At 28.5% G+C, this 25,401-nt stretch carries 25 protein-coding genes, 2 tRNA genes and 1 rRNA gene; 7 read left to right on the forward strand and 21 right to left on the reverse strand.

Going from position 1 to position 25,401, the window contains the following annotated elements; translation table 11 throughout:
* Positions 1-55 precede the first annotated feature (55 nt).
* The 12 genes from MTX53_RS11785 to MTX53_RS11840 form a co-directional block, all read right to left on the reverse strand.
* The gene (locus tag MTX53_RS11785) at positions 56-406 is read right to left on the reverse strand and encodes a type II toxin-antitoxin system PemK/MazF family toxin (RefSeq protein WP_280527248.1); all 351 of its coding nucleotides are present in this window, start codon (positions 404-406) and stop codon (positions 56-58) included.
* A gap of 9 nt (positions 407-415) precedes the next feature.
* The gene (locus MTX53_RS11790) at positions 416-655 is read right to left on the reverse strand and encodes a hypothetical protein (RefSeq protein ID WP_244833963.1); all 240 of its coding nucleotides are present in this window, start codon (positions 653-655) and stop codon (positions 416-418) included.
* A 193-nt stretch (positions 656-848) separates the two neighbouring features.
* Complete coding sequence (locus MTX53_RS11795; RefSeq protein WP_244833964.1) at positions 849-1,478, reverse strand: germination lipoprotein GerS-related protein; 630 nt, start codon at positions 1,476-1,478, stop codon at positions 849-851.
* Positions 1,479-1,544: 66 nt separating this feature from the next.
* Positions 1,545-3,050 (reverse strand): NAD(P)H-hydrate dehydratase, encoded by a 1,506-nt coding sequence (locus tag MTX53_RS11800; protein WP_244833965.1) that lies wholly within the window; start codon positions 3,048-3,050, stop codon positions 1,545-1,547.
* Positions 3,047-3,424 carry a holo-ACP synthase gene (gene acpS, locus MTX53_RS11805; protein WP_244833966.1) on the reverse strand — a complete coding sequence of 126 codons (378 nt, stop codon included), beginning with the start codon at positions 3,422-3,424 and terminating at the stop codon, positions 3,047-3,049. Before acpS ends, MTX53_RS11800 begins: the two co-directional genes overlap by 4 nt.
* A gap of 63 nt (positions 3,425-3,487) precedes the next feature.
* Positions 3,488-3,814, reverse strand: coding sequence for a DUF6514 family protein (locus MTX53_RS11810; protein ID WP_244833967.1), 327 nt, complete (start codon positions 3,812-3,814; stop codon positions 3,488-3,490).
* Between the two features lie 318 nt (positions 3,815-4,132).
* Positions 4,133-4,957: a YihY/virulence factor BrkB family protein gene (locus tag MTX53_RS11815; RefSeq protein ID WP_244833968.1), complete on the reverse strand. Its 825-nt coding sequence runs from the start codon at positions 4,955-4,957 to the stop codon at positions 4,133-4,135.
* Between the two features lie 51 nt (positions 4,958-5,008).
* Positions 5,009-6,325 carry a nucleotide sugar dehydrogenase gene (locus tag MTX53_RS11820; RefSeq protein WP_244833969.1) on the reverse strand — a complete coding sequence of 439 codons (1,317 nt, stop codon included), beginning with the start codon at positions 6,323-6,325 and terminating at the stop codon, positions 5,009-5,011.
* Between the two features lie 36 nt (positions 6,326-6,361).
* Positions 6,362-6,937, reverse strand: a complete 576-nt coding sequence (locus tag MTX53_RS11825; RefSeq protein WP_244833970.1) for an acyltransferase — start codon at positions 6,935-6,937, stop codon at positions 6,362-6,364.
* A gap of 14 nt (positions 6,938-6,951) precedes the next feature.
* Positions 6,952-8,133 carry a DegT/DnrJ/EryC1/StrS family aminotransferase gene (locus MTX53_RS11830; RefSeq protein WP_244833971.1) on the reverse strand — a complete coding sequence of 394 codons (1,182 nt, stop codon included), beginning with the start codon at positions 8,131-8,133 and terminating at the stop codon, positions 6,952-6,954.
* A gap of 100 nt (positions 8,134-8,233) precedes the next feature.
* Positions 8,234-10,525 carry a helicase C-terminal domain-containing protein gene (locus tag MTX53_RS11835; protein WP_244833972.1) on the reverse strand — a complete coding sequence of 764 codons (2,292 nt, stop codon included), beginning with the start codon at positions 10,523-10,525 and terminating at the stop codon, positions 8,234-8,236.
* Positions 10,526-10,610: 85 nt separating this feature from the next.
* On the reverse strand, positions 10,611-11,207 hold the full coding sequence (locus tag MTX53_RS11840) for a DUF1836 domain-containing protein (RefSeq protein WP_244833973.1): 597 nt from the start codon (positions 11,205-11,207) through the stop codon (positions 10,611-10,613).
* Positions 11,208-11,504: 297 nt separating this feature from the next.
* Here MTX53_RS11840 and MTX53_RS11845 point away from each other — a divergent pair, with 297 nt between their 5' ends.
* A complete protein-coding gene (locus MTX53_RS11845) occupies positions 11,505-11,750 on the forward strand; it encodes an AbrB/MazE/SpoVT family DNA-binding domain-containing protein (RefSeq protein ID WP_244833974.1) in 246 nt (81 codons plus the stop codon).
* An 86-nt stretch (positions 11,751-11,836) separates the two neighbouring features.
* Here MTX53_RS11845 and rsmI read toward each other — a convergent pair whose 3' ends face one another.
* From rsmI to MTX53_RS11860, 3 genes are all read right to left on the reverse strand, one after another.
* The gene (gene rsmI, locus MTX53_RS11850) at positions 11,837-12,691 is read right to left on the reverse strand and encodes a 16S rRNA (cytidine(1402)-2'-O)-methyltransferase (RefSeq protein ID WP_244833975.1); all 855 of its coding nucleotides are present in this window, start codon (positions 12,689-12,691) and stop codon (positions 11,837-11,839) included.
* A gap of 1 nt (position 12,692) precedes the next feature.
* A complete protein-coding gene (locus MTX53_RS11855; protein ID WP_244833976.1) occupies positions 12,693-13,442 on the reverse strand; it encodes a tRNA1(Val) (adenine(37)-N6)-methyltransferase in 750 nt (249 codons plus the stop codon).
* 110 nt (positions 13,443-13,552) lie between these two features.
* A complete protein-coding gene (locus tag MTX53_RS11860; protein ID WP_244833977.1) occupies positions 13,553-14,821 on the reverse strand; it encodes a C40 family peptidase in 1,269 nt (422 codons plus the stop codon).
* Between the two features lie 198 nt (positions 14,822-15,019).
* Here MTX53_RS11860 and MTX53_RS11865 point away from each other — a divergent pair, with 198 nt between their 5' ends.
* Both MTX53_RS11865 and MTX53_RS11870 read left to right on the forward strand, forming a co-directional pair.
* The gene (locus MTX53_RS11865) at positions 15,020-16,513 is read left to right on the forward strand and encodes a transposase (protein ID WP_024038583.1); all 1,494 of its coding nucleotides are present in this window, start codon (positions 15,020-15,022) and stop codon (positions 16,511-16,513) included.
* A 338-nt stretch (positions 16,514-16,851) separates the two neighbouring features.
* Positions 16,852-16,927, forward strand: a tRNA-Pro gene (locus tag MTX53_RS11870).
* Positions 16,928-16,990: 63 nt separating this feature from the next.
* Here MTX53_RS11870 and dcd read toward each other — a convergent pair.
* Entirely contained in the window at positions 16,991-17,515 is a 525-nt protein-coding gene (gene dcd / locus MTX53_RS11875) for a dCTP deaminase (protein WP_244833978.1), read from the reverse strand.
* Positions 17,516-17,585: 70 nt separating this feature from the next.
* Positions 17,586-18,329, reverse strand: coding sequence for a peptidylprolyl isomerase (locus tag MTX53_RS11880; RefSeq protein WP_244833979.1), 744 nt, complete (start codon positions 18,327-18,329; stop codon positions 17,586-17,588).
* Positions 18,330-18,465: 136 nt separating this feature from the next.
* Here MTX53_RS11880 and MTX53_RS11885 point away from each other — a divergent pair, with 136 nt between their 5' ends.
* Positions 18,466-19,143: a uracil-DNA glycosylase gene (locus MTX53_RS11885; RefSeq protein ID WP_244833980.1), complete on the forward strand. Its 678-nt coding sequence runs from the start codon at positions 18,466-18,468 to the stop codon at positions 19,141-19,143.
* Positions 19,144-19,162: 19 nt separating this feature from the next.
* Complete coding sequence (locus tag MTX53_RS11890) at positions 19,163-19,570, forward strand: DUF3785 family protein (RefSeq protein ID WP_244833981.1); 408 nt, start codon at positions 19,163-19,165, stop codon at positions 19,568-19,570.
* Positions 19,571-19,648: 78 nt separating this feature from the next.
* Here the strand turns inward: MTX53_RS11890 and MTX53_RS11895 are convergent, their stop codons facing one another.
* From MTX53_RS11895 to MTX53_RS11910, 4 genes are all read right to left on the reverse strand, one after another.
* On the reverse strand, positions 19,649-21,724 hold the full coding sequence (locus MTX53_RS11895) for a methyl-accepting chemotaxis protein (RefSeq protein ID WP_244833982.1): 2,076 nt from the start codon (positions 21,722-21,724) through the stop codon (positions 19,649-19,651).
* 130 nt (positions 21,725-21,854) lie between these two features.
* Positions 21,855-21,930, reverse strand: a tRNA-Phe gene (locus MTX53_RS11900).
* Positions 21,931-21,936: 6 nt separating this feature from the next.
* Positions 21,937-22,053, reverse strand: a 5S ribosomal RNA gene (gene rrf / locus MTX53_RS11905).
* 133 nt (positions 22,054-22,186) lie between these two features.
* Positions 22,187-23,236: a deaminase domain-containing protein gene (locus MTX53_RS11910; RefSeq protein ID WP_244835498.1), complete on the reverse strand. Its 1,050-nt coding sequence runs from the start codon at positions 23,234-23,236 to the stop codon at positions 22,187-22,189.
* Positions 23,237-23,424: 188 nt separating this feature from the next.
* Between MTX53_RS11910 and MTX53_RS11915 the strand changes: the two genes are divergently transcribed.
* Positions 23,425-24,603 carry a cyclopropane-fatty-acyl-phospholipid synthase family protein gene (locus MTX53_RS11915; protein WP_244833983.1) on the forward strand — a complete coding sequence of 393 codons (1,179 nt, stop codon included), beginning with the start codon at positions 23,425-23,427 and terminating at the stop codon, positions 24,601-24,603.
* 32 nt (positions 24,604-24,635) lie between these two features.
* Positions 24,636-25,373, forward strand: a complete 738-nt coding sequence (locus MTX53_RS11920; RefSeq protein WP_244833984.1) for an NAD-dependent protein deacylase — start codon at positions 24,636-24,638, stop codon at positions 25,371-25,373.
* Positions 25,374-25,401: the final 28 nt, after the last annotated feature.

A 25,401-nucleotide genomic window follows, 5' to 3' on the forward strand; every position in this document is an offset into this window, starting at 1 on the left:
AAAAATAGAGTATGCTTACTGTGGTTGTCCACAAGTTTTGCATACTCCATTATCTTTATAAATTTAAACTAATTGATAAAGCCCTGTTGACTTTTTTCATATCGTTTTCAGTCATATGTCCAATTTTTTCTTTTAATCTTTTCTTGTCTAATGTTCTTATCTGTTCTAACAAAACAACAGAATCTCTATTTAGTCCATAATCTACCGAAGAAATTTCAACATGTATAGGAAGTTTTGCTTTATTTATTTGTGATGTAATTGCTGCTACAATTACTGTAGGACTATATCTGTTTCCTATATCATTTTGTAGAACAATTACAGGGCGTATTCCACCCTGTTCTGAACCTATAACCGGGCTTAAATCAGCATAAAAAATATCTCCTCTTTTAACAAGAATATTTGTCATTTTTCATAATCACTCTCCGCAAATCCATGCCTCATACTGAGTAACATCATCTAAAAAATAATCAAATCCTATACCAGAATACTCAAGATCTATTTGAGACATTTCAATATATCCATTTTTCATTTTCTCAAAAAAATCTGATTCCTGAATATAATCATTACTATATGATATTAACTGGTTATCAAAAATTCCACTGTTTTTTTCATTTTTCTCTGTAACTATCTTTTTCAACGACATATTAGATGACATAATTATTCCTCCACTCAAATATTCTATATTTGATTATAAGACAAATAATTACAATTTGCAAAAAAAACTCGTCCCTTTTCTACTATTTTTTTGATAATTACATAATATTTAGAGTTTAAATGTAAAATTTTTGATAACTTTATGTATATACCTCCTATACAAACTACTTTATAAAACATGGATAAATATTAAATTAAAATAAATCACTATCTAACTCTTTTTCTATTTTGAAATTAGTATACCTAATTATTATTCTTTCGTTCTTATTTTCATCTGTGATTATAAGCATTTCAGGTGATTTTGTATTTTTATCTATATAAAGTTTAGCCACATAAAAATATGAATTTTTACTGTTATAGTTTATTTTTGCTTCAATATACATTTTATCTGCCCATTCAGGCTGAATTTCATTAAGTTCAACTTCTTTATCATCCATAAAAAAATTATTCATAAAAGCTAAAGGATAAACACAGTCTATATCTGAATCTATTTTGAAATTTTCATCATTTATATCTTTAATTTTTATTTCTGTGCCGTTATAAACCTTTACTCTTTTATATAAGTCATCAAATTCTATTCTGCTTCCATACTTTCTACTATAAAACTGTTTGGTCATTTCTTTATACTCAGATCTGCTATTTTTAAATGTGTATTCTGCACTGCAGCTATAATTTTCTACATTTTTTAAATTGTTCACAATTTCAGAATCTGATGGTGTTACCATTTTTCTTGAAATAATAATACACGAAATTATTATTATAGGAATCATAAGTAGAACAATTTTAGGCACATTCCTTTTGATGCTTTCTTTATTAATTTTCATTAAATATCCTCCGAATTTCAAATACTATATATACTAATCATTATGAAAATCAAAAGATATTTATTCTTATTTTAGTAGATTTTCAATCTCTTTAGGAAGATTTGATATTATATCTCTCGCATTTACTATGTAAGAACTTTGTGCAATAGTGTCTGCTATATTTCCATGTATATATGCTCCAAGCACAGCAGCATTAACTGGAGACATTTTCTGCGATAACAATGCATTTATTATCCCAGTTAATGCATCACCCATTCCCCCTGATGCCATTTTGCTATTTCCTGTTTTATTAATATAAGTATCATTGCCATCAGTAATTACAGTATTATATCCTTTAAGAAGTACCACAATACCATATTTTTTAGCTATGCTTTTTGCTATACCAATTCTATCTGATTCTACACTCTCTATTGTAGTATCAGCAAGTCTTGCCATTTCTCCAGGATGAGGAGTAATGACTGTTCTGTTTTTTAGTTTTGTAAATAATTCTTTATTTCTACTTAAAATAGTAATTCCATCTGCATCTATAACAAGATTACAATTACTATTTTCAATTACTTTTTTCAAAAAGTTTTCCTCCAAGATAGAAAACCCAAATCCAGGTCCAAAAGCAATTGAATCAGCTGCTTTTATTTTTTTTATAACATTTTCATCTTCTAACCCCATTGTCATCGCTTCAATTAACTTAGATGACATTAAGTTTTTTATATTCGGATGTGTAATAAGTGTCGTAAGACCTGCTCCAGCTCTTACTGTACACTCAGTACATATAAATGCTGCTCCCGTAAAACTATCTTTGCCAGAAACAATTACCGCATTACCATAATTTCCTTTATGTCCATATATCTTTCTACATGGAATTAAATATTTATATTCATCTCTCTCCATTATATAAATATTTTCAGAAAATTTTCTTTTTACCTTATCAGGTATCCCTATTTTTATTATTTTTATATTTCCAATATACTCAATCGCATTATATATTAAGAAGGCTAATTTCATATTTTCAATTGTATATGTAGTATCTGCATGTACTGCAGCTTTATAAATCTTTCCCGTATCACAATCTAACCCAGACGGAATATCTATTGATACTTTATATTTTCCATAATCATTTATTATATCAATTAATTTTACATACATTTGACTAAGATTTCTGCTTAAACCTGTTCCAAACATAGCATCTATAATAATATCATTTTGCTCTACTTCTTTAATGACATCATCATAATTTTCTAAAGTATCAGCTATATTTCTTATATTTTTTATTTCCATAATATTATTTAAAATATTTAAATAAATCTTATTTTCATTACTCAGCTTTTTAATATTTCCTACTATATATACAATTACTTCTTTTTTTGTTTCAATTAAATGCCTTGCAATTGCAAGACCATCTCCCCCATTGTTGCCTGTTCCACAAAATATTAAGAACTTATTTCCTTTGTCCTTTATATCATAAAAAATTTTTAAAGCTGCATTTTCCATAAGCACAACTGACGGAATTCCTACTCTCTCAATAGTTTCCTTATCTTGCATCCTACAATTTTTTGATGATAATACATCTATCATTCACTGAACACCTCCAATACTGCAAAAGCCGTTGCATTTTCCATACTATGAGAAATACTAACATGTAATTTAAAATCTTTCTCACCTATTATACGTTTTAGCTTATCACTCACATTAGCAAAAGGTTTTCCCAAATTATCTCTAAGTACTTCAATATCCTTTAGAAAAAATCCTCTAAACCCTGTACCTATTGCCTTGCTTATTGCTTCTTTTGCCGCAAAATTTCCAGCTATAACGTTCGCTTTCATTCTCTTGCTTTTGAAATACTCTACTTCAGCTTCAGTAAAAAATCTTGTAATAAAATTATTGTTTTTATTAACCGAGCTCTCAATTCTCTTAATCTCCACAATATCAGTTCCAACGCCAAAAATCATATACTATATTCTCCTTATAATAAATATTATAATTTATTATATCACTTTAAATAAATATATTTGTTAGGCATTCAAAATCTGATCATCAAAAAAATCACTATATATACATTCATCAACATAATACCCTATTACATCAATAAGTTGAATTGGAGAAACTTTATTCTCAAATAACTTTTTAAGAAGTTTCTCAACCTTATATTTTTGTGTGGAAATTATTTCTACTTGTTCCCTTTCAATATTAATATTTTTAGAGTTTTTATAATCATCCCTTTCTATTTCAATACCATAAACATTTCTATTTTCAAAATCTGTTTTAGTTAATCTGTATATATATTTGTAATTTATGCTGTTGTCACAAATCGACTCCACATACTCCTCTACAATTACCAACCCTTATACCTTCCTTCTAAAACAATAATTTATATTACAGTGTATATATTACCATATTTACACTGCCTTTTTTGTCATATTTTGTATCCCTTTTCAAACTTTTTTTGTCTTTTATTTTACACTTGAATACAAAAAAATCTATTTCCCGTCAATTTTATTGCTTTGTTAAATTTTTTGCAAAGAAAAAAAGAGACTTTCGTCTCTTTTTTCCTCTCTCATTCTCTCTATTAAAATCCCATAATTGAAAAACTTTTTATATCGTTTACATATATATTATAACACACTTTGAAACGATTTCAACACTTTCGTTAACTTTTTCTAAATTTTTTTTATTTTGTCAATTACACAATTAATTTCAACTCCAATAATAAATATCATTGAAACCAAAAAAATCCATGTCATCATGATAAATACCGCTCCAAGACTCCCATAAAATTTAGAATAATTATTAAAATTATTTACATAAAAAGAAAATCCAACTGATGCTAGCATCCATCCAATTGTACTGAAAACTGCTCCTGGAAGACCATCTTTCCATTTTAAATGCTTAGATGGGGCCAAAACATAAATAGTTGTAAAAATAGAAATCATAAAAATAATTACAAAAGCATATCTAAAAATTCTAATTAAAACAACTGCCATAATTTTAAATTTAATAAATTCTCTAAGATACCTTCCAATAATTGTTCCAAATACTATAAGACCAAGTACCATAACAACTATTATTGACAATGCTAAAACACTTAGCATTGCTATTAATGAACGCTTTATAAACGATCTTCTTTCTGTATATTTATATGCTTTATTTACTCCTTTAATTACTGCACGAAAGCCTGCAGATGCACTCCATAATGTAGCCAAAAAAGAAAAACCAAGTATCTCTTTACTAGATCCATTAAAAACTTCAAAAACCGTTTCCTCTGTAAGATCAACAACACTCCTTGGAAGAACGGTTAACATAAGCTCAAGTATTTTTTCTGAACTAAAATCACTAGATCCGACTACTGTCATTATAAACATAACAAATGGGAAAAAAGACATTATTAAATAATACGCAAGCTGTGATGCTAATGCAAAAATATCATCCTCTTTTATTTTCGCTATTAGATAAATAATAAAATTAACATATTGCTTACTTTTCATGTCTCTTCTCCCATTTGTTTTTATTATTATATGCTATTTTATATGAAATTATTATAACTTATATATTTTTTCTCTATTATTTACAACATCCTTAGTAGCATTTCTTGTATCATAAACTAATTTTGCTCTTGATACAATCTCATCATAGTCATAGCATGAGTGATTAGTTGTAATTATAACTATATCAGAATCATCTATTACATCTTTCCAATCTACTGAGTGATATTCATGTCCTTTATATTTTGATACTGGACAATATGGATCATTAATTAAAAGATCTGCACCATTTTTCTCTAATAATTCTATAATCTTAAATGCTGGTGATTCTCTATAATCATCGATATCGTTCTTATATGCAACTCCCATTAATAATACTTTTGCACCATTTAATGCTTTTTTATGAGTATTTAATACCTTCATAACATTATCAAGTACAAATTCAGGCATTGAATCATTTATTTCTCCAGATGTTTCAATTAACTTAGTGTGATAATCATACTCTTTTGCTTTCCACTCTAAATAGAATGGATCTAGAGGTATACAATGTCCACCAAGTCCTGGGCCTGGGTAAAATGGCATAAATCCATATGGTTTTGTCTTTGCAGCATCAATAACTTCCCATACATCAATGCCCATTCTATTACATAGAATTGCCATTTCATTTGCAAGTCCTATATTTATATTTCTAAATGTATTTTCAAGTATTTTTTCCATTTCTGCAACTGCTGGAGATGATACTGTATGAATATCTCCTTCAAGAACATTTCTATATAAAGCTGCTGCAACTTCAGTACACTCTTCAGTGCATCCTCCAACAACTTTTGGAGTATTCTTTGTATTATAGCTCTTGTTACCAGGATCTACTCTTTCTGGTGAGAATGCTAAGAAGAAATCCTTACCACATTTTAAACCGCTTTTTTCAAGAATTGGTTTTAATACTTCTTCTGTAGTTCCTGGATATGTTGTACTTTCAAGTATAATAAGCATACCTTCATGAAGATATTTTGCAACGCTTTCTGTTGAAGAAACAACATATGATAAATCTGGCTGCTTATATAAATCAAGTGGTGTAGGAACACATATACAGATTGTATCAACATCTTTTACAAAGCTAAAATCAGTTGTTGCTCTTAATTTTTTTTCGTCAACAAGTTTCTTTAATTTTGAATCGACAACATCTCCTATATAATTCTTTCCTTCATTGACCATACTAACTTTCTTTTCCTGAACATCAAATCCTGTTGTCTTGTATCCAGCATTAGCCTTTTCAACAGCAAGTGGAAGACCAACATAGCCTAATCCTACTACTCCTACTTTAGCTGTTTTATTATTAATTTTATCTAACAATTCCTGCTTTAATTTTGACATATTATGCCTCCTAAAATTTTTATTATATAAATTTAGTTAATATTCACATACTCTGCCGCTATCATCTATTTTGTATTTCTTTTTGCATGCACTACACTCAGCTTTATTATTTTTAAAGACAAGCCTTTCACCGCATTCACAAACGTATCCTAGAACTTTTCCTGGATTTCCAACAATAAGTGCATAATCTGGTACATCCTTTGTTACAACAGCTCCTGCCCCTATAAGTGCGTATTTTCCTATATTATGTCCACATACAATAGTAACATTTGCTCCTATCGACGCTCCCTTATGTATTACTGTTTCTCTATACTCACTTTTTCTTTCTATAAAGCTTCTTGGATTAATTACATTTGTAAATACACATGATGGTCCTAAGAAAACATAATCTTCACATTTAACTCCAGTATATACTGATACATTATTCTGAATTTTTACACCTTTTCCTAGAATAACACCTGGTGAAATAACAACATTTTGACCTATATTACATTTTTCACCTAAAGTGCATCCACTCATTATATGCGAAAAATGCCATATTTTAGTTCCTTTTCCTATAGTAACATTATCATCAACATAACTTGATTCATGTACAAAATATTCTTTATCCATATTAATCACCTGCTTTACTCACAAATAGCAGATACTACGTAATCAATCTGCTCAGAAGTCATCTCTGGGTAGACTGGAATTGCAAATGTTCTATCTGCTAAATACTCAGATACAGGAAGATCTCCTCTTTTATATCCAAGATTTTTAAATACTTTTTGAAGATGAAGTGGAACAGGATAATATACTCCAGTTGCAACACCTTTTTCCTTTAACTTCTTAAGCATCTTTTCTCTATCTTCACACTGAATAACATATTGATGATAAATGTGTTCATTACATTCCTTAACTTGTGGAGTAACAACACATGAACCTGCAAGTTTCTTACTATATATTGAAGCATTTTTTCTTCTCATTTCATTCCACTTATCTAAATGAGGAAGTTTAACTCTTAAAATTGCTGCTTGAATAGCATCAAGTCTTGAATTATATCCTACGAAGAAATGATAATACTTTAGAGGATTATAAACTGTATCATCTCCATCATTTTCTATGTCAAGGCTTTCATTAGTATGATTTATAAGATTATATGCCTTTTGTCCGTTTTCTCCACATCCATGAGTTCTTAAAGCTCTTGCTATAATAGCTACATCATCATCATTTGTAACTATCATACCGCCGTCTCCTGTGCATGATAAATTTTTTGTAGGAAAAAATGAAAAGCATGCTGCATCAGCAAGATTTCCTGCTTTCTTTCCTTTATAAGTAGCACCTGCTGCCTGACAAGCATCTTCTATAACCTTTAAATTATGTTTCTTTGCTATTTTATTAATTTCATCCATATCTGCACATTGTCCGAATATATGTACAGCTATAATTGCTTTTGTTTTATCTGTAATCTTTTCTTTTATAGATTTAGGATCAATATTAAATGTATCTTTCCTTACATCTGCAAAAACTGGTGTAGCACCTACTGCTGCAATAACTTCTGCAGACGCAAAATATGTAAAAGCTGAAGTTATAACTTCATCTCCCGGCTTTATTCCTAAAGATCTTAGTGTAATTATGAGTGCATCTGTTCCATTTCCAACAGAAACTGCATGTTTTACTCCTAAATATTTTGCAAATTCTTCTTCAAAGCCTAGTACATTTTTTCCCATAATGTATCCTGCTGAAGAAAGAACTTCCTTAGTAACTTTATCTATATCATTCTCTATTGATTTATATTGAGCTTTTAAATCAATTAATGGAATATTCATATCTTTCGCTCCTTTTAATGTGTCTTTATAATATTTCTTACAACTGACATCAATATTTTAGCATACTTAGGTATATAAATAAACTTTTTTTCAAATTTTTCTAGTACTTTGCCATAGGAAACCATTCTTGCGGAAGAATATTTTTTATATTATTATTTAAATACCTATCATCTATAAGAAGTGCTCTTCCTTTATCTGTTTCTGTTCTTATAACTCTTCCAACAGCTTGAATAACTTTTATTATTCCCGGATAAAGATATGCATAATTTAATCCTTCTTCTTTAAAAAATTCTTTTATAATTTCATTTTTAAATGATATTTTGGGATATCCAATTCCTACTACTATACATCCTTTTAGTTGCTCATCTGGAAGATCTATTCCTTCAGAAAAAGATCCCCCTATTACACATATACCTACAATATTCTTTTCCTTCTTAAATAAATCTATAAATTTTTTCTTTTCTTCTTCATTCATATCCCTTTTCTGATAGATAAGTTTTTTATTATCTATACATTTTTCAGATTCAAGTTTTTTATAAAGCATATCCATATATACGTACGAGGGAGAAAAAATCATATAGTTTCCTTGTTCTTCTTTCATAAATGTTGCTATTTTTTCTGCCACTATATCTAGCGTTTGCTGCCTCTTTCTATATCTTATATCTATAGGACTTATAGACACCTTAAGATTTTCTTTTTCAAATGCAGATGGAAGTTTTACTCTATATGATTGTGGATCGCATCCATAAATATTTATATAATATGTAAATGGAGATAATGTTGCTGAAAAAAATATAGTGCTTTCACATTTGTCAACTACATTTCTTATTATTAATGAGGGATCTATGCAAAAGAGTGTAACTCGGACCTCATTTTTATCTATTTCTATACACGTACAAAAATGATTATCATATAAATCAGCTACAGTCATAAATCTGTTAAAGTCAAAATATAAATCTAAAATTTCATCATACCCTTTAAGCTTTTTCTCTTTTGATAAAAAGTCTTCACTTTCTAATACAAATCTTTTGATTTGTTTTATAAGTTCTTCCGGTTTATCGATGCAGTGGATCTTTTTTTCTTCTGTTTCCTCACAAATATGCCTTAAATTTATAAACTCACTATTTATTTTTCCAAGCAATCTATAGAGAATAATAGATTTACCTTTTAATATATTTCTGCATTTCATTATATTACTCTTGAAAAGATTTATTGAATACATTTCTCTTGCTCTTGAAGCAAGATTATGTGCTTCATCTATAAGTACAATATTTCCTTTCATTTCCTGAATAAATGTTAATTTAGATCCCGGATCAAAAAGATAATTATAATCACAAATAATAGCATCGCAATATTTAGATAAATCAAGTGAAAGTTCAAACGGGCATATATTATATTTTTCTGCATATTTCAATACTATTTCCTTGGAAATATCATTTTCAGCATCTATTATTTCATTTATAACATCTCTTATCTTGTCATAATATTTTGAAGCATATATACATGCCTCAGGATTACATTCACATTTATCATTTAAGCAGATTTTCTCTTTCCCTGTAATTACTATTGTTTTTATCTTAATTCCTCTACTTCTTAAAAAAGAGAATGTATCTTGTGCTGCCTTTTTATTGGTCTCCTTTGGTACTAAATATAATATTCTTTCTCCAAAGCCAGCTTCAATACTTTTTAAAGATGCAAAGATTGCTGAAATAGTTTTTCCAATTCCTGTAGGTGCCTGTGCGAACAGCACTTTTTTCTCTTTTATAGTAAAATATATATTCTTTAAAAGTTTCTTTTGTCCTTTTCTGAAAGATTCAAAAGGAAATTCTAATTCTTTAATAGTTCTATTTCTCTCTTGTCGGCTTTTTAAGATCATAAGACATATTTTTATATATTTACTTATAAGTTCTTCTATAATTTTTTTTAAATCTATTATAGTAAATTTTCTTTCAAAACTTTTTATTTCATATGTTTCAAGCTGAACGTATGAAAGCCTAACTGTAACTTCATCTATATTATTATTTTCTGCATATATATAAGCATAAACTTGAGCCTGTGCTAAGTGAAGTATATTTTTATCTGATATTAATGAATATGGAACATATGTTGACTTAATTTCTTCTATAATTATTGAATCTCCATCATGTATTATTCCATCAGCTCTTCCTTCAATTGTTATATTAACGTTTTCAGTAATAAAATCATGAGAAAGATATACTTCTTTTTGATAAAGTGGATATCTTTTTTGATTGTTTTTTTGAAGTTCTATATGTGCTTTAGTTCCTTCTACTGCTCTTGCTGCTTTCCCCGAAAATCTATTATCTATATCTCCTGTTTTTAAACAAAATTCAACAAAATTTCTTACAGACTCTTTAACAATATATTTATCCATTAATGTAGTTCCTTTCCTAAAAGAATAGTTTTAAAAAGATATTTTAAAGTTATGTTTTAATAAACTTTAAAATATCTTTATTTATCTAATCTTCATCTACATAATATTCGTTTACAAGTTTCTGCACTATCTTTTTTATAATACTTGCTTCTTGTATAAGTATTAGTACTATTATAAATATTTTTATTCTGTCTTCTTCTTTATTCTTTAAATCAAAATTCTTAATTATCTTTTCAAGTTTTTCATCATTAATTAAAGAAGATATTATACACTCGTGTGTACTATCTTCCTGTATATTTACAAAAGTCTTAAACGTTTCTTCCCATGTTATTATGTCATCATTCCTATCATTTATTTCATTAAATGCAAGTCGGAATACCTTTTTTATCTCTTCTGTTGTTAATACAGGCCTCATATAGCTTAATAAGACAAGCTGAATTAGATGAACTTTAGTATATCCTCTTTTTTTTCTATCTTCAGGTTTAGTAATAACTTCACTTTTTATATAATTCTGAACTATATTATTCGTAAATTTTTCATCAGGAAACTCATCATTTAAATAGTCTATTACCTGTGAAAGAAATAGATCATATTTAGGCAATTCATCAAATGTAACAATACTTTTTTTTGACATTTCTTCTGTCAATTTCTTAATATAATTAACATCAAGTCTTTTATCCATTCTATTCACCAGCGTTCTTATAATACTTTATATATATTATATAGTATTTATAAACCTTTTACAACTTTTATCTTTATTTTTGTCTAAGTGTAAAATTTGCCTAATTATTATTCAAAAATATATATAAATGATTATTGACTTTTCAAAAATTTGGTAGTATATTTATAATATAGTTTTTAAAGTTGAAATTTGTAACTTTAATAAATATTTTGAAATCTTTATTGATATTTTTTGTTTTTTTTGCTAAAATATCATAGTAATATGTCGAATATTGTAATTAATCTAGGAGGTATTTATATGAAATCAACAGGTGTAGTAAGAAGAGTCGATGAGTTAGGAAGAATTGTTATTCCTATAGAATTAAGAAGAACATTAGACATCGCAGAAAAAGACGCTCTAGAAATTTATGTTGACGGAGAAGAAATCATATTAAAGAAATATGAACCAGCTTGTATTTTCTGTGGAGATGCAAGAGATGTTGTCAATTATAAAGGTAAAAATATTTGTAAAAAATGTCTTGCCGAATTAAAGAACGACAAATAATATAAAATATTAGAAAATAATACTTACTATTTATAGAGACAGTTATCTTAATATTTCGATAGTTGTCTCTATTTTTCTGTATTTATCTATATATTGTTTATAGGAATTGAATATTTATATACTTCATTCTTAGGCATATTTCTATCTAAAGCAACCATCTTTATAGCTTCTTTTTTTGTTTTTCCTTCTCTAATATATTTTACAATGTGATCCTCAATTGATAAATCTGCCCATTTTTCTTCATTTTCTTTTTTAATTTCCTCATCTGTTTTTCCTTCAACAACAAGTACGAATTCACCTTTTGGTTTATTTTCGGAAAAATATTCTATGCTTTGCTGTATGTTTCCTCTAAAAATCTGCTCATATATTTTTGTAAGTTCCCTGCATACTGCAATGTTTCTGTTTCCAAATGTTTCATTAAGATATGAAAGTGTAGATAAAAGTCTATGAGGTGCTTCATAAAAAATAAGTGTTTCTTTATTAGATGATATCTCATCAATTATCTGTTTTCTCTCTTTATTCTCTCTAGGAAGGAAACCTCTAAACAGAAATTTAGTTGTATCAAGTCCAGAATATACAAGTGCAGTAGTAATTGCAGTTGCTCCAGGAAGTACTTCAAAATCCACATTTTCCTCTATACATTTTGTTACTATAACACTCCCTGGATCAGAAATTCCAGGTGTTCCTGCATCTGATATAATGGCAATTTTACTTCCACTTTTTGCAAGCTCTATTATTTTATTTCCTTTTCCTTGTTCATTAAATTTATGATAACTTAGCATTGGTTTTTTTATGTTAAAATGATTCAGAAGTTTAAGTGACTGCCTTGTATCCTCTGCTGCTATATAATCAGCTGCCTCAAGAGTTTCCACAGCTCTAAAAGTTATGTCTTTTAAATTTCCTATTGGTGTTGGGATTAATGACACTTTTCCATTTCCCATTTTATATCCTCCCGTATATTCTATTAATTTCTTCAGTATATGAACCATCTTCATTGTGAACATATATAGATGGTTCCCATTTTAAATATTTTCCAGAATTATTTCTTCCTTCTACAAGAACTATATTAGGTGCTTTATTAAGCTTTGGGTAAACCATTTTTATTCTTTTTGGTTCAATTTTATATTTCCTAAAAAGAGTGAAGATATCAACTAATCTTTCTGGTCTATGGACCATAACAAGTTTTCCATTATCTTTAAGTGAACTTTTTGCAGCTACTATTACTTGCTCCAGATTACAGAGAATTTCATGTCTTGCTATTGCCATTTTATCAGATAGATTTTTTATTCCAGAATTACTTAATTTATATGGTGGATTTACAGTAACTACATCAAATTTCTGTAGTTTTTTTAAAAATTCTATATTTTTAAGATCTTCTGCAAAAAAATCAATTTTATCAGTAAGATTATTAAGTTTTACACTTCTTTTAGCCATTTCTATCATGCTTTGTTGAATTTCTATTCCACATATATATTGTGGCTGGTACTTTCCATATAGTAGAAAAGGGATTATTCCTGTTCCACTGCATATATCAAGAACTCTATCACGTGATTTTATATCTGCAAAATCAGATAATAGAACTGCATCAACTCCAAAGCGAAATCCATCCTTTTTTTGAATTATTCTAAGTGATTTAAGCTGAAGATCGTCTAAAGTTTCATCTGTATTAATTATAACATCATTATAAATCATATATTTTCCTCTTCATAATTTTAATTATTTACATTCTATCCTAATTTATAACATAATAAAAGGACTGTTACAATAAATTATAAACAGTCCTCATTTTTTTAATTAGATAATTATAAAATTCTTCTTGCTGCGTAAAACTTTCCTATTGTTGAAACTTTAACAACATCACCTGTTTGCGGTGCATGAATCATTTGACCATTTCCAACATATATTCCTACATGTCCTGAATGTGGGAACACTAAGTCTCCTGGCTGAAGTTCACTCCTGCTGACTGCTTGTCCAACATTTATTTGAGAATATGTAGTCCTCGATATGTCTATTCCTGTTGCCTTTTTATATACATATTGAGTAAAACCAGAACAGTCAAAGTTTGTTGGTCCTGTTGCGCCCCAAACGTATGGAGTTCCAAGATGTCTATACGCTTCGTTAAGTACAGCTTGTGCATTTCCTGCATTAGGTGCTGAAACCGAACCTGAAGAAGCAGTAGCTGCTTGTGCTTTTGAAGCACTTCTATTAATCGAAGCAGCTGTTTCTTCTTGCTGTTTCTGACTTGCTGTTACTTTTGCTTTTTCTATTTTTTCATTAACTTCTGTTATAACTGTAGGACTCTTAAGCTGATTATCTCTAATACTTCTAAGCTGAGAAATTGCAGCATTTATATCTGAGCTTGTACTACTGCTACTATCTATTATAGCAAATTGTGGTTTTACAACCTCTTCTTCAATTTGTGATAAGTACTCAGTATCAAACTTGTCTCTTTCATCTTTTGCCTGTTCAATTAAAGTCTGTTGCTCTTCCTTTTTAGAATCTAAATCTTCTAAAGAGCTCTGTACTTTACTATTTAATTTATCGATTTCATCTTTTTTATCATTTAATGTATTAATTTTATCATCAAGTTCTTTATTTTTATCTTCTATTTTTGAAATTGATTCTTTGTCTTTTCTAACTATAGTAGAAATAGCCTGAACTCTTCCAAAGAAATCACTTGTTGATTCTGATTCAAAAAGATAATTTAGATAATTTGCTTCTAAATCTCCAGATGAATACATAGCTTTAACTCTTTTTCCTAAAGCTAAATCAAGATTATTAAGAGTCACTTTACATTGCTCTATATCTTTATTATTATTCTCTATCTGAGATGTTATATCTTCAATTTCTTTATTATTTTTATCTACTGTAACCTGAAGTGGTTCAATCTGACTATCTAAATCATATATTTTATCCTGTATATCTTGAATTTTCTGCTCAATTTCAGCATATTTTTGTCTTGTTTGTGATAATTTTCCAGAATCTGGTTCTGCTAAGACTGGCATTGGAACACTCATAACTGTCATAGCTGTCATAGCCGCTAAAATAACTGCTAAAATTTTATTTTTCATCTATCTCCGGTTCTGCTTTGAACCTTCCCCCTCTCAAGTCTTCGAGTTCTCACGGAAACTCTTAGTTGCCCATGAATACTCTCTTGTCTTAATTTATTTTTTTCTTAATTCCCCCAACTTTTTTGCATAAAAGCCTTGACAAATGTATAGAAATTTGCGGCATCCTCCTAAAAACATACTTTTTTGGAGGATTATATTATGCTTAAAAATTGGACATCTCATGCTGAATATCAGCAATTTATTATTTCAAATTTCTCATCATCTAATCAAACTTTTTATAAAAGAGTTTTAGAATTAGAATCATCTATTTCTAAACTATATTGTTTAGATTTAGATATACTTGGAGAAATATTGAAGCCTTATTATTCTAACACGGGCAGGCCTGCCGCCCTTCAACCTGAAATATTTCGTTCCTTTTCATTAATGCTTTTTCTGAAAGAAACTAGTATTACAAATTGGGTAAAAAAATTAAATTGTGATGAATTCCTTGCAATATGCATCGGTTGCACCGCCGGTAAAACACCATCACTTGGTGCTCATTATGATTTTATATCTAGACTTTGGATGTCTGACTTAGCATCTGATAGAAAAAGGCTTAAAATTGTACGACCTTACAAGAAAAAACCATCTAAAGTAAAATCACCAGGACAAAATAAGAAGCTTCCTAATAAAAAATCTGGATCTGTGAAAAAAATATGCGATTTTTTTGAAACAGACCATTCATTTTCACTTAGAGCTGAAAAATTGCTTCAACACATATTTTCTCTTGTTGCTGTTAAACCATCATTTGATCTTAATCTAATAAAACAACAGAATCTTACACTCGCTGGTGATGGCACATGTGTTCATTGTCATTCATCTTATTATGGTTCAAAAGTTTGTAACTGTCGTGAAAATGGTATTTACGATTGTAAATGTGCCCGTAAACTTTCTGATGTTGATGCTAATTGGGGCTGGGATAGTCATGAAAACCGTTGGTTTTACGGTTATACTCTTTATGCGCTATCTACTTATAACCCTGAATATAAAATAGATTTACCAGTATATCTACGCTTTGTAGAAGCAAGTAGACATGATAGTATAACTGGAGTAGTTGCATTGGCTGAATTTAGAGAACTGTTACCGCAGTTCAAAATATCAAATTATGTGCTTGACTCAGCCAATGATAACTATCCTACATATGAATTATGCTCCAAATGGAACATTAATCCCTTCATTGATTTGAATTCCAAAAATAAAGGAAATTCAAAATATCCTACATCCTTATCAATTAATGAAAAGGGTGTTCCAATATGCATAGGCGGCCATGAAATGATTTATAATGGCTTTGAAAAAAGCCGTTCAAGAGTTAAATGGCGCTGTCCTTTAGCATGTAAAAAAATTAAATCATGTTCTTGTACTGACCAATGCTCGCCTTCGGCATATGGCCGAGTAATATATACTAAACCATCATGGGATTTACGTTTATTTACAAAAATCCCTCGTGGTTCAAAACAATATAAAGAAATTTATAAAACCAGAACCTGTTCCGAAAGAATCAACAATCGTATTCTTAATGACTATAAAATTCATTCTTTAAAAATACGTGGTAAAAAGCGTTATTCTTTCATGACTATGATTGCTAGCATCAATATTCATCTTGACGCTAGAATTAAAGCCTTTGGATTTTCTATCTTAAATTTATTAAAATAGACTTTCAATCAAATTGAATATTTTTTTAAACTTACATTTGTAGGTTTGTTTGCTATGCCTATTTTTAAATAAAAACTAAAGTTTTTATTTAAAAATACTACTTGTATAAATAATCACAATTACTAAATTAGTTTCCGTGACTACTCGTCTTCTATTTAATCTATTACATTATAGCACTCATTACATTTTAAGACAATGGAATTATATGTATTATTTTGTAAATACGTATTATGTTTGATATTTATTAAATTTAAAATGACATATATTGAAAGTTTTATTAGAAATGATACATTCTTAATTGACAATACAAGAATTTTGTACTATAATTTAAATGCTTTCGGGGTGTGGCGCAGATGGGAGCGCGCGTGGTTTGGGACCATGAGGTCGCAGGTTCAAGCCCTGTCACCCCGACCAGATTTTATTAACTGCCATTTAAGATATATCTTAAATGGCAGTTTTTTTGTATTATACTGTAATTTATTTTTTTAAAAAGTCTTTATACATAAGGCTTGGTTGTATTCCAGTATTATTTTGATATTTTCCGCTATTATAAAGATCATATTCTCCCTTTATATCATGATAATATATTTGACATATTTCTACATCAGGATATATTTTTATAGGCTGAACACAGAACATCTCCAAAGTCCAATATCCTGCAAATCCTACATCTCCAAATCCAGCTGTAACATGAATAAATAGCCCAAGCCTTCCTGTTGAAGAACGTCCTTCAAGCATCGGTACAAATTTATCTGTTTTTGTATACTCGTTTGTTCTTCCAAGATATAATTTATTAGGTTCAAGAACAATTCCATCTTTAGGAATTATTATTTTTCTTGCTTTATTTTCTTTTTTCATATCTAGAATATTGTTTTCATAAACCATAAGCTCATTATTTAATGATAAATTGTAGCTATTCGGATTAATTCTACTTTTATTAAAAGGCTCAATAATTATTTCTTTTCCCATATGTCTTAATATTTCTTTTCCGGACAAAATCATATTTTATTCCTCCTAAACATAAAAAATGAGGCTTAGTATAAAATATACCAGCCCCATAAAAAGAAAAATACTATTTTCTTTCAACACCATATTTCTTTTCAAGTTCTGAAATCATTTCTTTATATTTCTTATCCTGTCTCTGTTTTAAAAGTTGATTTAATACTGTATCTTTAACTTCATCGTATGATTTAGTAGAAGCGTCTTTCTTTCCTTCAACTACTATTAAATGATATCCAAACTGAGTCTTTACAGGATCACTTATTTTGCCTATTTCAAGCTTAAATGCTGCATCTTCAAATTCAGGGACCATCATTCCTCTTGAGAAATATCCAAGTCTTCCTCCCTGTTCTTTAGATGGGCATGATGAATACTTCTTAGCTGCATCTTCAAAAGATAATCCTTCATCTATTTCTTTTTTAATGCTAGATGCTTTTTCTTCACTATCTACTAATATGTGTTTTGCTGAAACCTGTTCAGGTTCTCCAAAAGATTCTTTATTATCTTCATAATACTTTTTGCATTCTTCATCAGTAACTGAAACATCAGCTAACGCTTTATTAATAGCCATTGATGTAATTACTTCTTTTGATATATTCTGCATAGATTTTTTGTATTCTTCTGTCTCATCTAATTTGATTTCCTGACCAAATTTATTCATTAATTCAAATGAAATTAATTGTTCAACTAATTGTTTCTTTCCTGCTTCATTCTGAAACATAGCTTGCTGCTGTTTTGGATATCTTGAAATTACCATATCAAGATCCTTTTCTGTTATTTCATTTCCAGCTGCTACAGCTAACACTTTATTTTCCATTTATTTTCTCCTTTATAAAAAATTTATTTTCCTTTTTATTTTATCAGTATATTTTAATTGTAACAATATTAAAATATAATTATACATGATTTTGTTAAATCTACTTACTACATGATATAATAAAAAGGGTGATTTTATGACAGAAATATTAAAAAACGACTGGAAAACATACTTAGATTCAGAATTTAAAAAAGATTATTATTTAAAATTAAGACAATTTCTAATACAAGAATATAAAACCCAAAAAATATACCCCAATATGTACGATTTATTTAATGCACTTCACTATACACCTTATTCAAAAGTTAAAGTAGTAATTTTAGGGCAGGATCCTTATCATGGGCCTAATCAAGCTCACGGATTAAGTTTTTCTGTAAATAAAGGAGTAAAGACTCCTCCTTCACTTGTTAACATATTTAAAGAACTTCATGATGATATCGGATGTTACATACCTAATAATGGATACTTAAAAAAATGGGCTGATGAAGGAGTTCTTCTATTAAATACTGTATTATCTGTTCGTGCAAAAGAAGCTAATTCTCATAGAAAAATGGGTTGGGAAGAGTTTACCGATAAAGTTATAGCAAGTCTTAATGAAAAAGAAAATCCTATTGTATTTATTTTATGGGGAAACAATGCAATCTCTAAAGAAAAATTAATAACAAATAAAAAGCATCTTATATTAAAATCAGTTCATCCAAGTCCTCTTTCAGCATCACGAGGATTTTTTGGAAGCAGACCTTTTTCAAAAACTAATAAATTTTTAAAAGAAACAGGTCAAACTCCTATTGACTGGCAAATAGAAAATATATAAGCTTGAAAGGATTAAATTAATGGAATTTGAATATAATAGCAAAAAATATTTATTAAATGAAGAAAACTGTGATGGATTTTTTAACGATGAAAATAATGAAGTAAAAGATATATCACTTGAAATAGTACTAGACTCACTTTCTCACTCAAAAAAAAGCATTGACTTTTCTAAAGAATACTATGCTTCTAAATGTCCATGTGAAAAACAAGAAGCTTTTGGCAGAGCCTATCCTTATCTTGAATATCATTTTTATATTTATACAAAAAATAACGCTTATGTAATAAATGATATATGCCCTGAATATGAAAATACAACTTTCACAAGACTTCAAAGAGCTGGAAAAGTTGATAACAGCTATATAGTAAGTTTAATAGTTTGTCCTGAATGTGGCAGATATACAGTTGAACTTGAAGAATGTCTTGTATAATAAAAAAATCTATTATACTAAAAAAGAGTTTCTGAAAAATATTAGAAACTCTTTTTTAGTATTAATTTTTTTATTTATCTATATTTTAAATCTTGAAATTTCATTATAAAGCGTCCTACTAAGTTTTCTCTGATTCTTAGCATTATCAGAAATAATCTGAACTTCCTGTGTAGTTTCATGTACACTTTTTTGAATAACATCAGCATTTTCAGAAGCTTTCTGCGCATTCTTAGCTGTAACATTTATAGCCTCTCCAATTTGTCCTACAGTAGCTGTAAGCTCTTCTGACATTGCTGCAATTTCTTCTGACATATTGCTTACAAACTCAGAACTTTTATAAAACTTATTTGACATATTTTCTACTATCTCAGATTGTTTTTCGATATTTTCATTCATAAATTTTAAAATTTCTTTACTATTGCTTGAAAGATTATTAAAGCTTTTTTGAACTTCTGAAATTACATTTTTTATTGTATTTACAGCTTCAGTTGACTGACCTGCAAGATTTCCAACCTCCTGTGCAACAACAGCAAACCCTTTTCCTGATTCGCCAGCTCTAGCTGCTTCTATAGATGCATTAAGCGATAAAAGATTAGTCTGTTCTGCAATATCTGAAATAGTATCTGCAAGTATCGCAATTTTTTTAACAACTTCCCCTTCTTTAAGTGCTTTAATTTCTGATTCCTTTTTCTGACTATAAACTTCTCTTGTTTTAGATGTATATTCATCAGCCATATTTTTAATATTTCTTGAGTTGTCTTTTGATTCTTCAGCCTTTGCACTTCCTTCAGTAGCCTTTACTGAAAGTGTATCCGAGCTTGTATTAACTTCATTTATCGATGCACTTATTTCCTCAGATGATGCACTTGTTTCTTGTACACTATCTGATATACCCTTTACTGACGAATTTATACTCTGCATTCTTTCTGTAAAACCTTCTACAATATCTGAAAGCTCATTACTGTGCTTGTCCATATCTTCAGACTGCTTGAGTATTTCTTTAAGAAGAGATTGAATTTCACTTCTCATTTTTTCATAAGCATTTGAAAGTACTCCTATCTCATCTTTATATTTAAGAAGGCTATCAATATCAGGATCATATGTAAGGTCAAGATCTGAGGCTTTTTTTATAGCTTTTGTAACTTTTTGAATAGGAGATGCAATTCTCTTTCCTACAACGTAAGATATTAAAATTCCTACTACCAGAAGTGCTAAAGCAGCAACTATTATTTTTTTTGTAATATCAGCTGCATTTTGAAGTATCTCTTTCTCAGAAGCAGTAATAATAAACATCCATCCATTTGATGTTTTATCAAATGACAAAACCTTGTTTTGATTATTAGATTTATATTTAATATAATTTTCATCTGAATTAAATTTATCAGAGATTCCATTTATTCCTGTTATTTTTTCAACATTTTGATTAATATCTAGATTAGGATGATACATTATATTTCCTTTATTGTCAGTTATGAATGCATACCCAGAATTATATGCTTTTGTTTCTTTTGCAACACTGCTTATTGCATCAAAATCTATGTCCATTCCAACAACTCCTACATTTTCTCCATTTTTAATAATAGGAACTACATAAGAAACCATGTATATATTAAGATTTGAATTAAGATATGGTGACATCCAAATGGCCTTCTTTGCTTTTACAGGTTCATAATACCAGCCAACATGTTCTATGTCATCTTTATCATACTTACTAAAATCGGTAGGCGTAAGTTTTTTAAATTCACTGTTTTCACTATCTCTTGAATAAAAAAGGCCTGATGTAGGTTCTGTATATTCAGGATTGAACCTTATGTAAAAACTTATCGCACCTTTTGTATTGTTTGCACATTCAATTGAAGATCTCTCCATTTTCTTTTGATAATCCTTAACATACTCAGGATCAGTCTTAAATTTATTTAAATCATCAATCTCTGTTTTTGCAATATTGGTTAATGTATTAACAGACTGTTCAATTCCCAATATTTTTTGATTAAGCTCTTCTGTCTTGTTCTCAGTCATAAGGCTCAGCATATTTTTTGAGTCATTAATTGCACTATTTCTAGCATTTGCTATACTAAATCCTCCAATCAATAATGCTGTAACCATACTACATAAAAAAATAGAAATAAAAATTTTAAATCTTATACTATTCATATTATATACCCCCATATATAAATAAAATATACCATATATACCATCTTTATTTAAAATATTATCATATTTTCTATTTCTTTACAACAAAATTTATGTTAAAAAAAAAGCACTAACTTTTGTTAGTGCTTCTTGGTGGCTCGAACTGGAATCGAACCAGTGACACGAGGATTTTCAGTCCTCTGCTCTACCGACTGAGCTATCGAGCCATGCTTACCTGGCAACGTCTTACTCTTCCACACAGTCACCCGTGCAGTACCATCAGCGCTGTAGACCTTAACTGTCCTGTTCGGTATGGAAAGGAGTGTTACCTCTACGCCATCGCTACCAGATGTATATAATTATATATAACAAGTCGCATTATGTCAACTATTTTTTTTAAAAAGTTTTTTATTTCTATTATCTATACATTATTAAGCTAGATATCATGCCAGTTATATAATACTCCTATTTTTTTATTTTTATCTATTTTGCTCTTCCATAATCATTTAAATATCGTACCTCTATTTTCATATTAGGATGTTTTTCTAAAAATTGTTCCATAACATAATAACAACTTGGGCATGGCTGCCATCTGCTTTTTAAAATTACTTTTCCATAATTTAAAACAATATTGTTTTCAATACACTCATCTATCTTCTCAAATATCTTCTTTTCACTATCACAGAACCTATCATAACCTGTTCCTATTTCACCAAACCTATTTACCCTAAAGCTTTTAAACCTCTCTAAATCTTTAATTGGAGCTTTAATAAAGCCATTAACTTCATCATTTCCACTTAAAGCTTTAAAATTAATACTACAGAATTCAACTTCTGCAACATTTATAGAATCTTGAATCGCCTTACTCTGATTTATTTCAATGATATTGCTATCCTCATTTTTAACATATTTTTTAATATTTAAAATAAGTCTATTCATTCTTAAAACTGCATCATTTAAAAAATTGTGATATTCAATACTTCCATTTTTGAATTTTATGAAATCAATTGTAAACAGATCAGGCTTTTTTATAAATAAAGTTTTCTGCCTTTTTTCATAATCATATTTTTCTTTTACATCTGAGTTATTAAATAACAATATCTTTTTTAAAAGTTCTACATCTTTTGCATAAACACATTTTGTGCTTATTTCACTATCAAGTTCATCTATATCAAATGTTATATGTGAATCTTTTATAGATAAAATATCTTCATGCGCTTTAGAAACCATCTTTTCAAAATAAGACACATCATAAGCCTTCACTCTAATTTTCTCGTATTCTATTCTTTTTATTATTATGTTTTCTACTTTTAGCAAAAGATTATTAAGTATCTTAATCTGCTCTTTAAATAAAATTTTCTTTTTAAAATAATCAATAAAATCAGAACTGTCATATGCTCTGTATTCTGTTTCTGAATTTTTAAGAGATTCTTCTATTATCTTTATGATTTTTTGATCAATATGAGTTTTATCTTCTTTCATCATATTTTCAAAATCCACTACATTTCGTATTTTTATTTTATTATGCTGCACAATCAAATATCGGTCTCCTTCTTAATTTTTAATCCATAAATATATCATACTATTCTATCACTAAATTTAAGAATAGACAGACATATTTTTAATATTATCATGTTTTATATTACATTGTTTTGTTGTTTGGGTATATAATATTTTTATTAGTATAAGAATTTTACTCTAATACAGAAAGAGGGAATATTATGGCTTTAGATAAAATTTTTTACAAAAATCTATTTAAGAATTTATTTTCAGATTCTTTTGAACTAATATTATGGGATGGAAGTTCAAAAATTTATGGTGAAACAACACCAAAATTTAAAATTAAATTTAATAAACCAATTCCTAAATCTTCAATATTAGCTGACCCATCAATTGCATTTGGCGAAGCTTATATGAATAAAGATATTGAAATTGATGGGAACCTTCAATTAGTAATTGAATCTCTATATAACAGTACAGAGAGTTTTTTAGGTTCTAATAATAAATTTTCACATATTACAAAAAAAATATTAAACAATATAAAAAATAGTAAAGAAAACATTGAGCATCATTACGATATAGGTAATGATTTTTATAAATTATGGCTAGATAAAACAATGACATATTCTTGTGCATATTTCAAAAATAAAGATGATTCCCTATATGATGCACAGATAAATAAAGTAGACTATATTTTAAAAAAACTTAATCTTAAAAAAGGCGAAACTCTCCTTGATATAGGCTGTGGCTGGGGAGAACTTGTAATTAAAGCTGCTAAAGAATATAAAGTAAAAGCTGTTGGAATTACTTTAAGCAATGAGCAATATGAAAAAGGAAAAGAAAGAATTAAAAATGAAAATCTTGAAAATTTAGTTGATATAAAAATTGAAGATTACAGAGAAATAAAAGACAAAAAATTTGATAAGATTGTAAGCGTAGGAATGCTTGAGCATGTAGGAAGTCAATACTTAAATGAATACTTTTCTTGCATAAAAAATCTATTAAATAATAATGGACTTGCTCTAATACATTGTATTACTACTAATTCTCCTACATCTTCTACAAACAGTTGGATAAATAAATACATCTTTCCAGGTGGATTCATTCCATGTGTCAATACTCTTGTAAATGACATTATAGAAACTGGATTTAATCTTATTGATGTTGAAAATCTAAGAATGCACTATGCTAAAACACTTGAAATGTGGCATCAAAATTTTATAAATGTACTTCCTGAAGTAGAAAAAATGAAAGATTCCACATTTATTAGAATGTGGGATCTTTACTTAAGTGCATGTGCAGCCTCATTTAAATGTGGAAATATAAATCTTCATCAGTTTCTATTTAGCAATGGAACAAATAATTCTCTTCCACTTACAAGAGAATATATGTACAAATAAATATATAAAATAAATATGGAGGTGATTTAACTATGAATACTGAAATAGAAAAGTTAACTCAAATACTTAAAGAAAGTAACAACATAGTTTTCTTCGGAGGGGCTGGAGTTTCAACTGAATCAAATATTCCTGACTTTAGAAGTTCAAACGGTCTTTGGAATGAAAAATTAAAAATCAATTTTACTCCTGAGCAGCTTGTATCACATACATTTTTTATGAAATATCCAGAAGAATTTTTTAATTTTTATAAGGACAAATTAATCTATAAAGATGCAAAACCAAATAATGCACATATTGCACTTGCAAAACTTGAAAAAATGGGTAAATTAAAAGCAATAGTCACTCAAAATATTGATGGACTTCACCAAGCAGCAGGTTCTAAAAATGTTTATGAACTTCATGGATCTGTTCTTAGAAATTACTGCATGGATTGTGGTGCTTTTTATGATGAGAAATTCATCTTAGAATCAAAAGGAATTCCTACATGTCCTAAATGTGGTGGAAAAGTTAAACCAGATGTAGTTCTTTATGAAGAAGGACTAGACAATTCAGTTATAACTGCTGCTGTGAATGCTATTTCAAAAGCTGACACTTTAATAATAGGAGGAACTTCTCTTGTTGTTTATCCTGCTGCCGGACTTATCGATTACTTTAGAGGAACAAATCTAGTGTTAATCAATAAAAGTTCAACTTCTGCTGATAATAGAGCTGATTTAATTATTCATGATTCTATAGGAAAAGTTTTAGGAGACGCTGTTAATAATTTATAACAGAGAAAATAATTTAGAATAAAAATAA

This window comes from Clostridium sp. BJN0001 (assembly GCF_022869825.1).
Taxonomy (GTDB): Bacteria; Bacillota; Clostridia; order Clostridiales; family Clostridiaceae; genus Clostridium.

Coding starts and splice junctions, on each gene's coding strand:
- rsmI (WP_244833975.1), bottom strand. CDS start 12,691: ATGGGAAATGGAAAAGTGTCATTAATCCCAACACCAATAGGAAATTTA.
- MTX53_RS11800 (WP_244833965.1), bottom strand. CDS start 3,050: ATGATAGATGTATTATCATCAAAAAATTGTAGGATGCAAGATAAGGAA.
- MTX53_RS11820 (WP_244833969.1), bottom strand. CDS start 6,325: ATGTCAAAATTAAAGCAGGAATTGTTAGATAAAATTAATAATAAAACA.
- MTX53_RS11895 (WP_244833982.1), bottom strand. CDS start 21,724: ATGAATAGTATAAGATTTAAAATTTTTATTTCTATTTTTTTATGTAGT.
- MTX53_RS11785 (WP_280527248.1), bottom strand. CDS start 406: ATGACAAATATTCTTGTTAAAAGAGGAGATATTTTTTATGCTGATTTA.
- MTX53_RS11840 (WP_244833973.1), bottom strand. CDS start 11,207: ATGGATAAAAGACTTGATGTTAATTATATTAAGAAATTGACAGAAGAA.
- MTX53_RS11835 (WP_244833972.1), bottom strand. CDS start 10,525: ATGGATAAATATATTGTTAAAGAGTCTGTAAGAAATTTTGTTGAATTT.
- MTX53_RS11885 (WP_244833980.1), top strand. CDS start 18,466: ATGACAGAAATATTAAAAAACGACTGGAAAACATACTTAGATTCAGAA.
- MTX53_RS11830 (WP_244833971.1), bottom strand. CDS start 8,133: ATGAATATTCCATTAATTGATTTAAAAGCTCAATATAAATCAATAGAG.
- MTX53_RS11825 (WP_244833970.1), bottom strand. CDS start 6,937: ATGGATAAAGAATATTTTGTACATGAATCAAGTTATGTTGATGATAAT.
- MTX53_RS11815 (WP_244833968.1), bottom strand. CDS start 4,957: ATGAAAAGTAAGCAATATGTTAATTTTATTATTTATCTAATAGCGAAA.
- MTX53_RS11855 (WP_244833976.1), bottom strand. CDS start 13,442: ATGATTTATAATGATGTTATAATTAATACAGATGAAACTTTAGACGAT.
- MTX53_RS11865 (WP_024038583.1), top strand. CDS start 15,020: ATGCTTAAAAATTGGACATCTCATGCTGAATATCAGCAATTTATTATT.
- MTX53_RS11880 (WP_244833979.1), bottom strand. CDS start 18,329: ATGGAAAATAAAGTGTTAGCTGTAGCAGCTGGAAATGAAATAACAGAA.
- acpS (WP_244833966.1), bottom strand. CDS start 3,424: ATGATTTTTGGCGTTGGAACTGATATTGTGGAGATTAAGAGAATTGAG.
- dcd (WP_244833978.1), bottom strand. CDS start 17,515: ATGATTTTGTCCGGAAAAGAAATATTAAGACATATGGGAAAAGAAATA.
- MTX53_RS11860 (WP_244833977.1), bottom strand. CDS start 14,821: ATGAAAAATAAAATTTTAGCAGTTATTTTAGCGGCTATGACAGCTATG.
- MTX53_RS11795 (WP_244833964.1), bottom strand. CDS start 1,478: ATGAAAATTAATAAAGAAAGCATCAAAAGGAATGTGCCTAAAATTGTT.
- MTX53_RS11920 (WP_244833984.1), top strand. CDS start 24,636: ATGAATACTGAAATAGAAAAGTTAACTCAAATACTTAAAGAAAGTAAC.
- MTX53_RS11790 (WP_244833963.1), bottom strand. CDS start 655: ATGTCATCTAATATGTCGTTGAAAAAGATAGTTACAGAGAAAAATGAA.
- MTX53_RS11845 (WP_244833974.1), top strand. CDS start 11,505: ATGAAATCAACAGGTGTAGTAAGAAGAGTCGATGAGTTAGGAAGAATT.
- MTX53_RS11890 (WP_244833981.1), top strand. CDS start 19,163: ATGGAATTTGAATATAATAGCAAAAAATATTTATTAAATGAAGAAAAC.
- MTX53_RS11915 (WP_244833983.1), top strand. CDS start 23,425: ATGGCTTTAGATAAAATTTTTTACAAAAATCTATTTAAGAATTTATTT.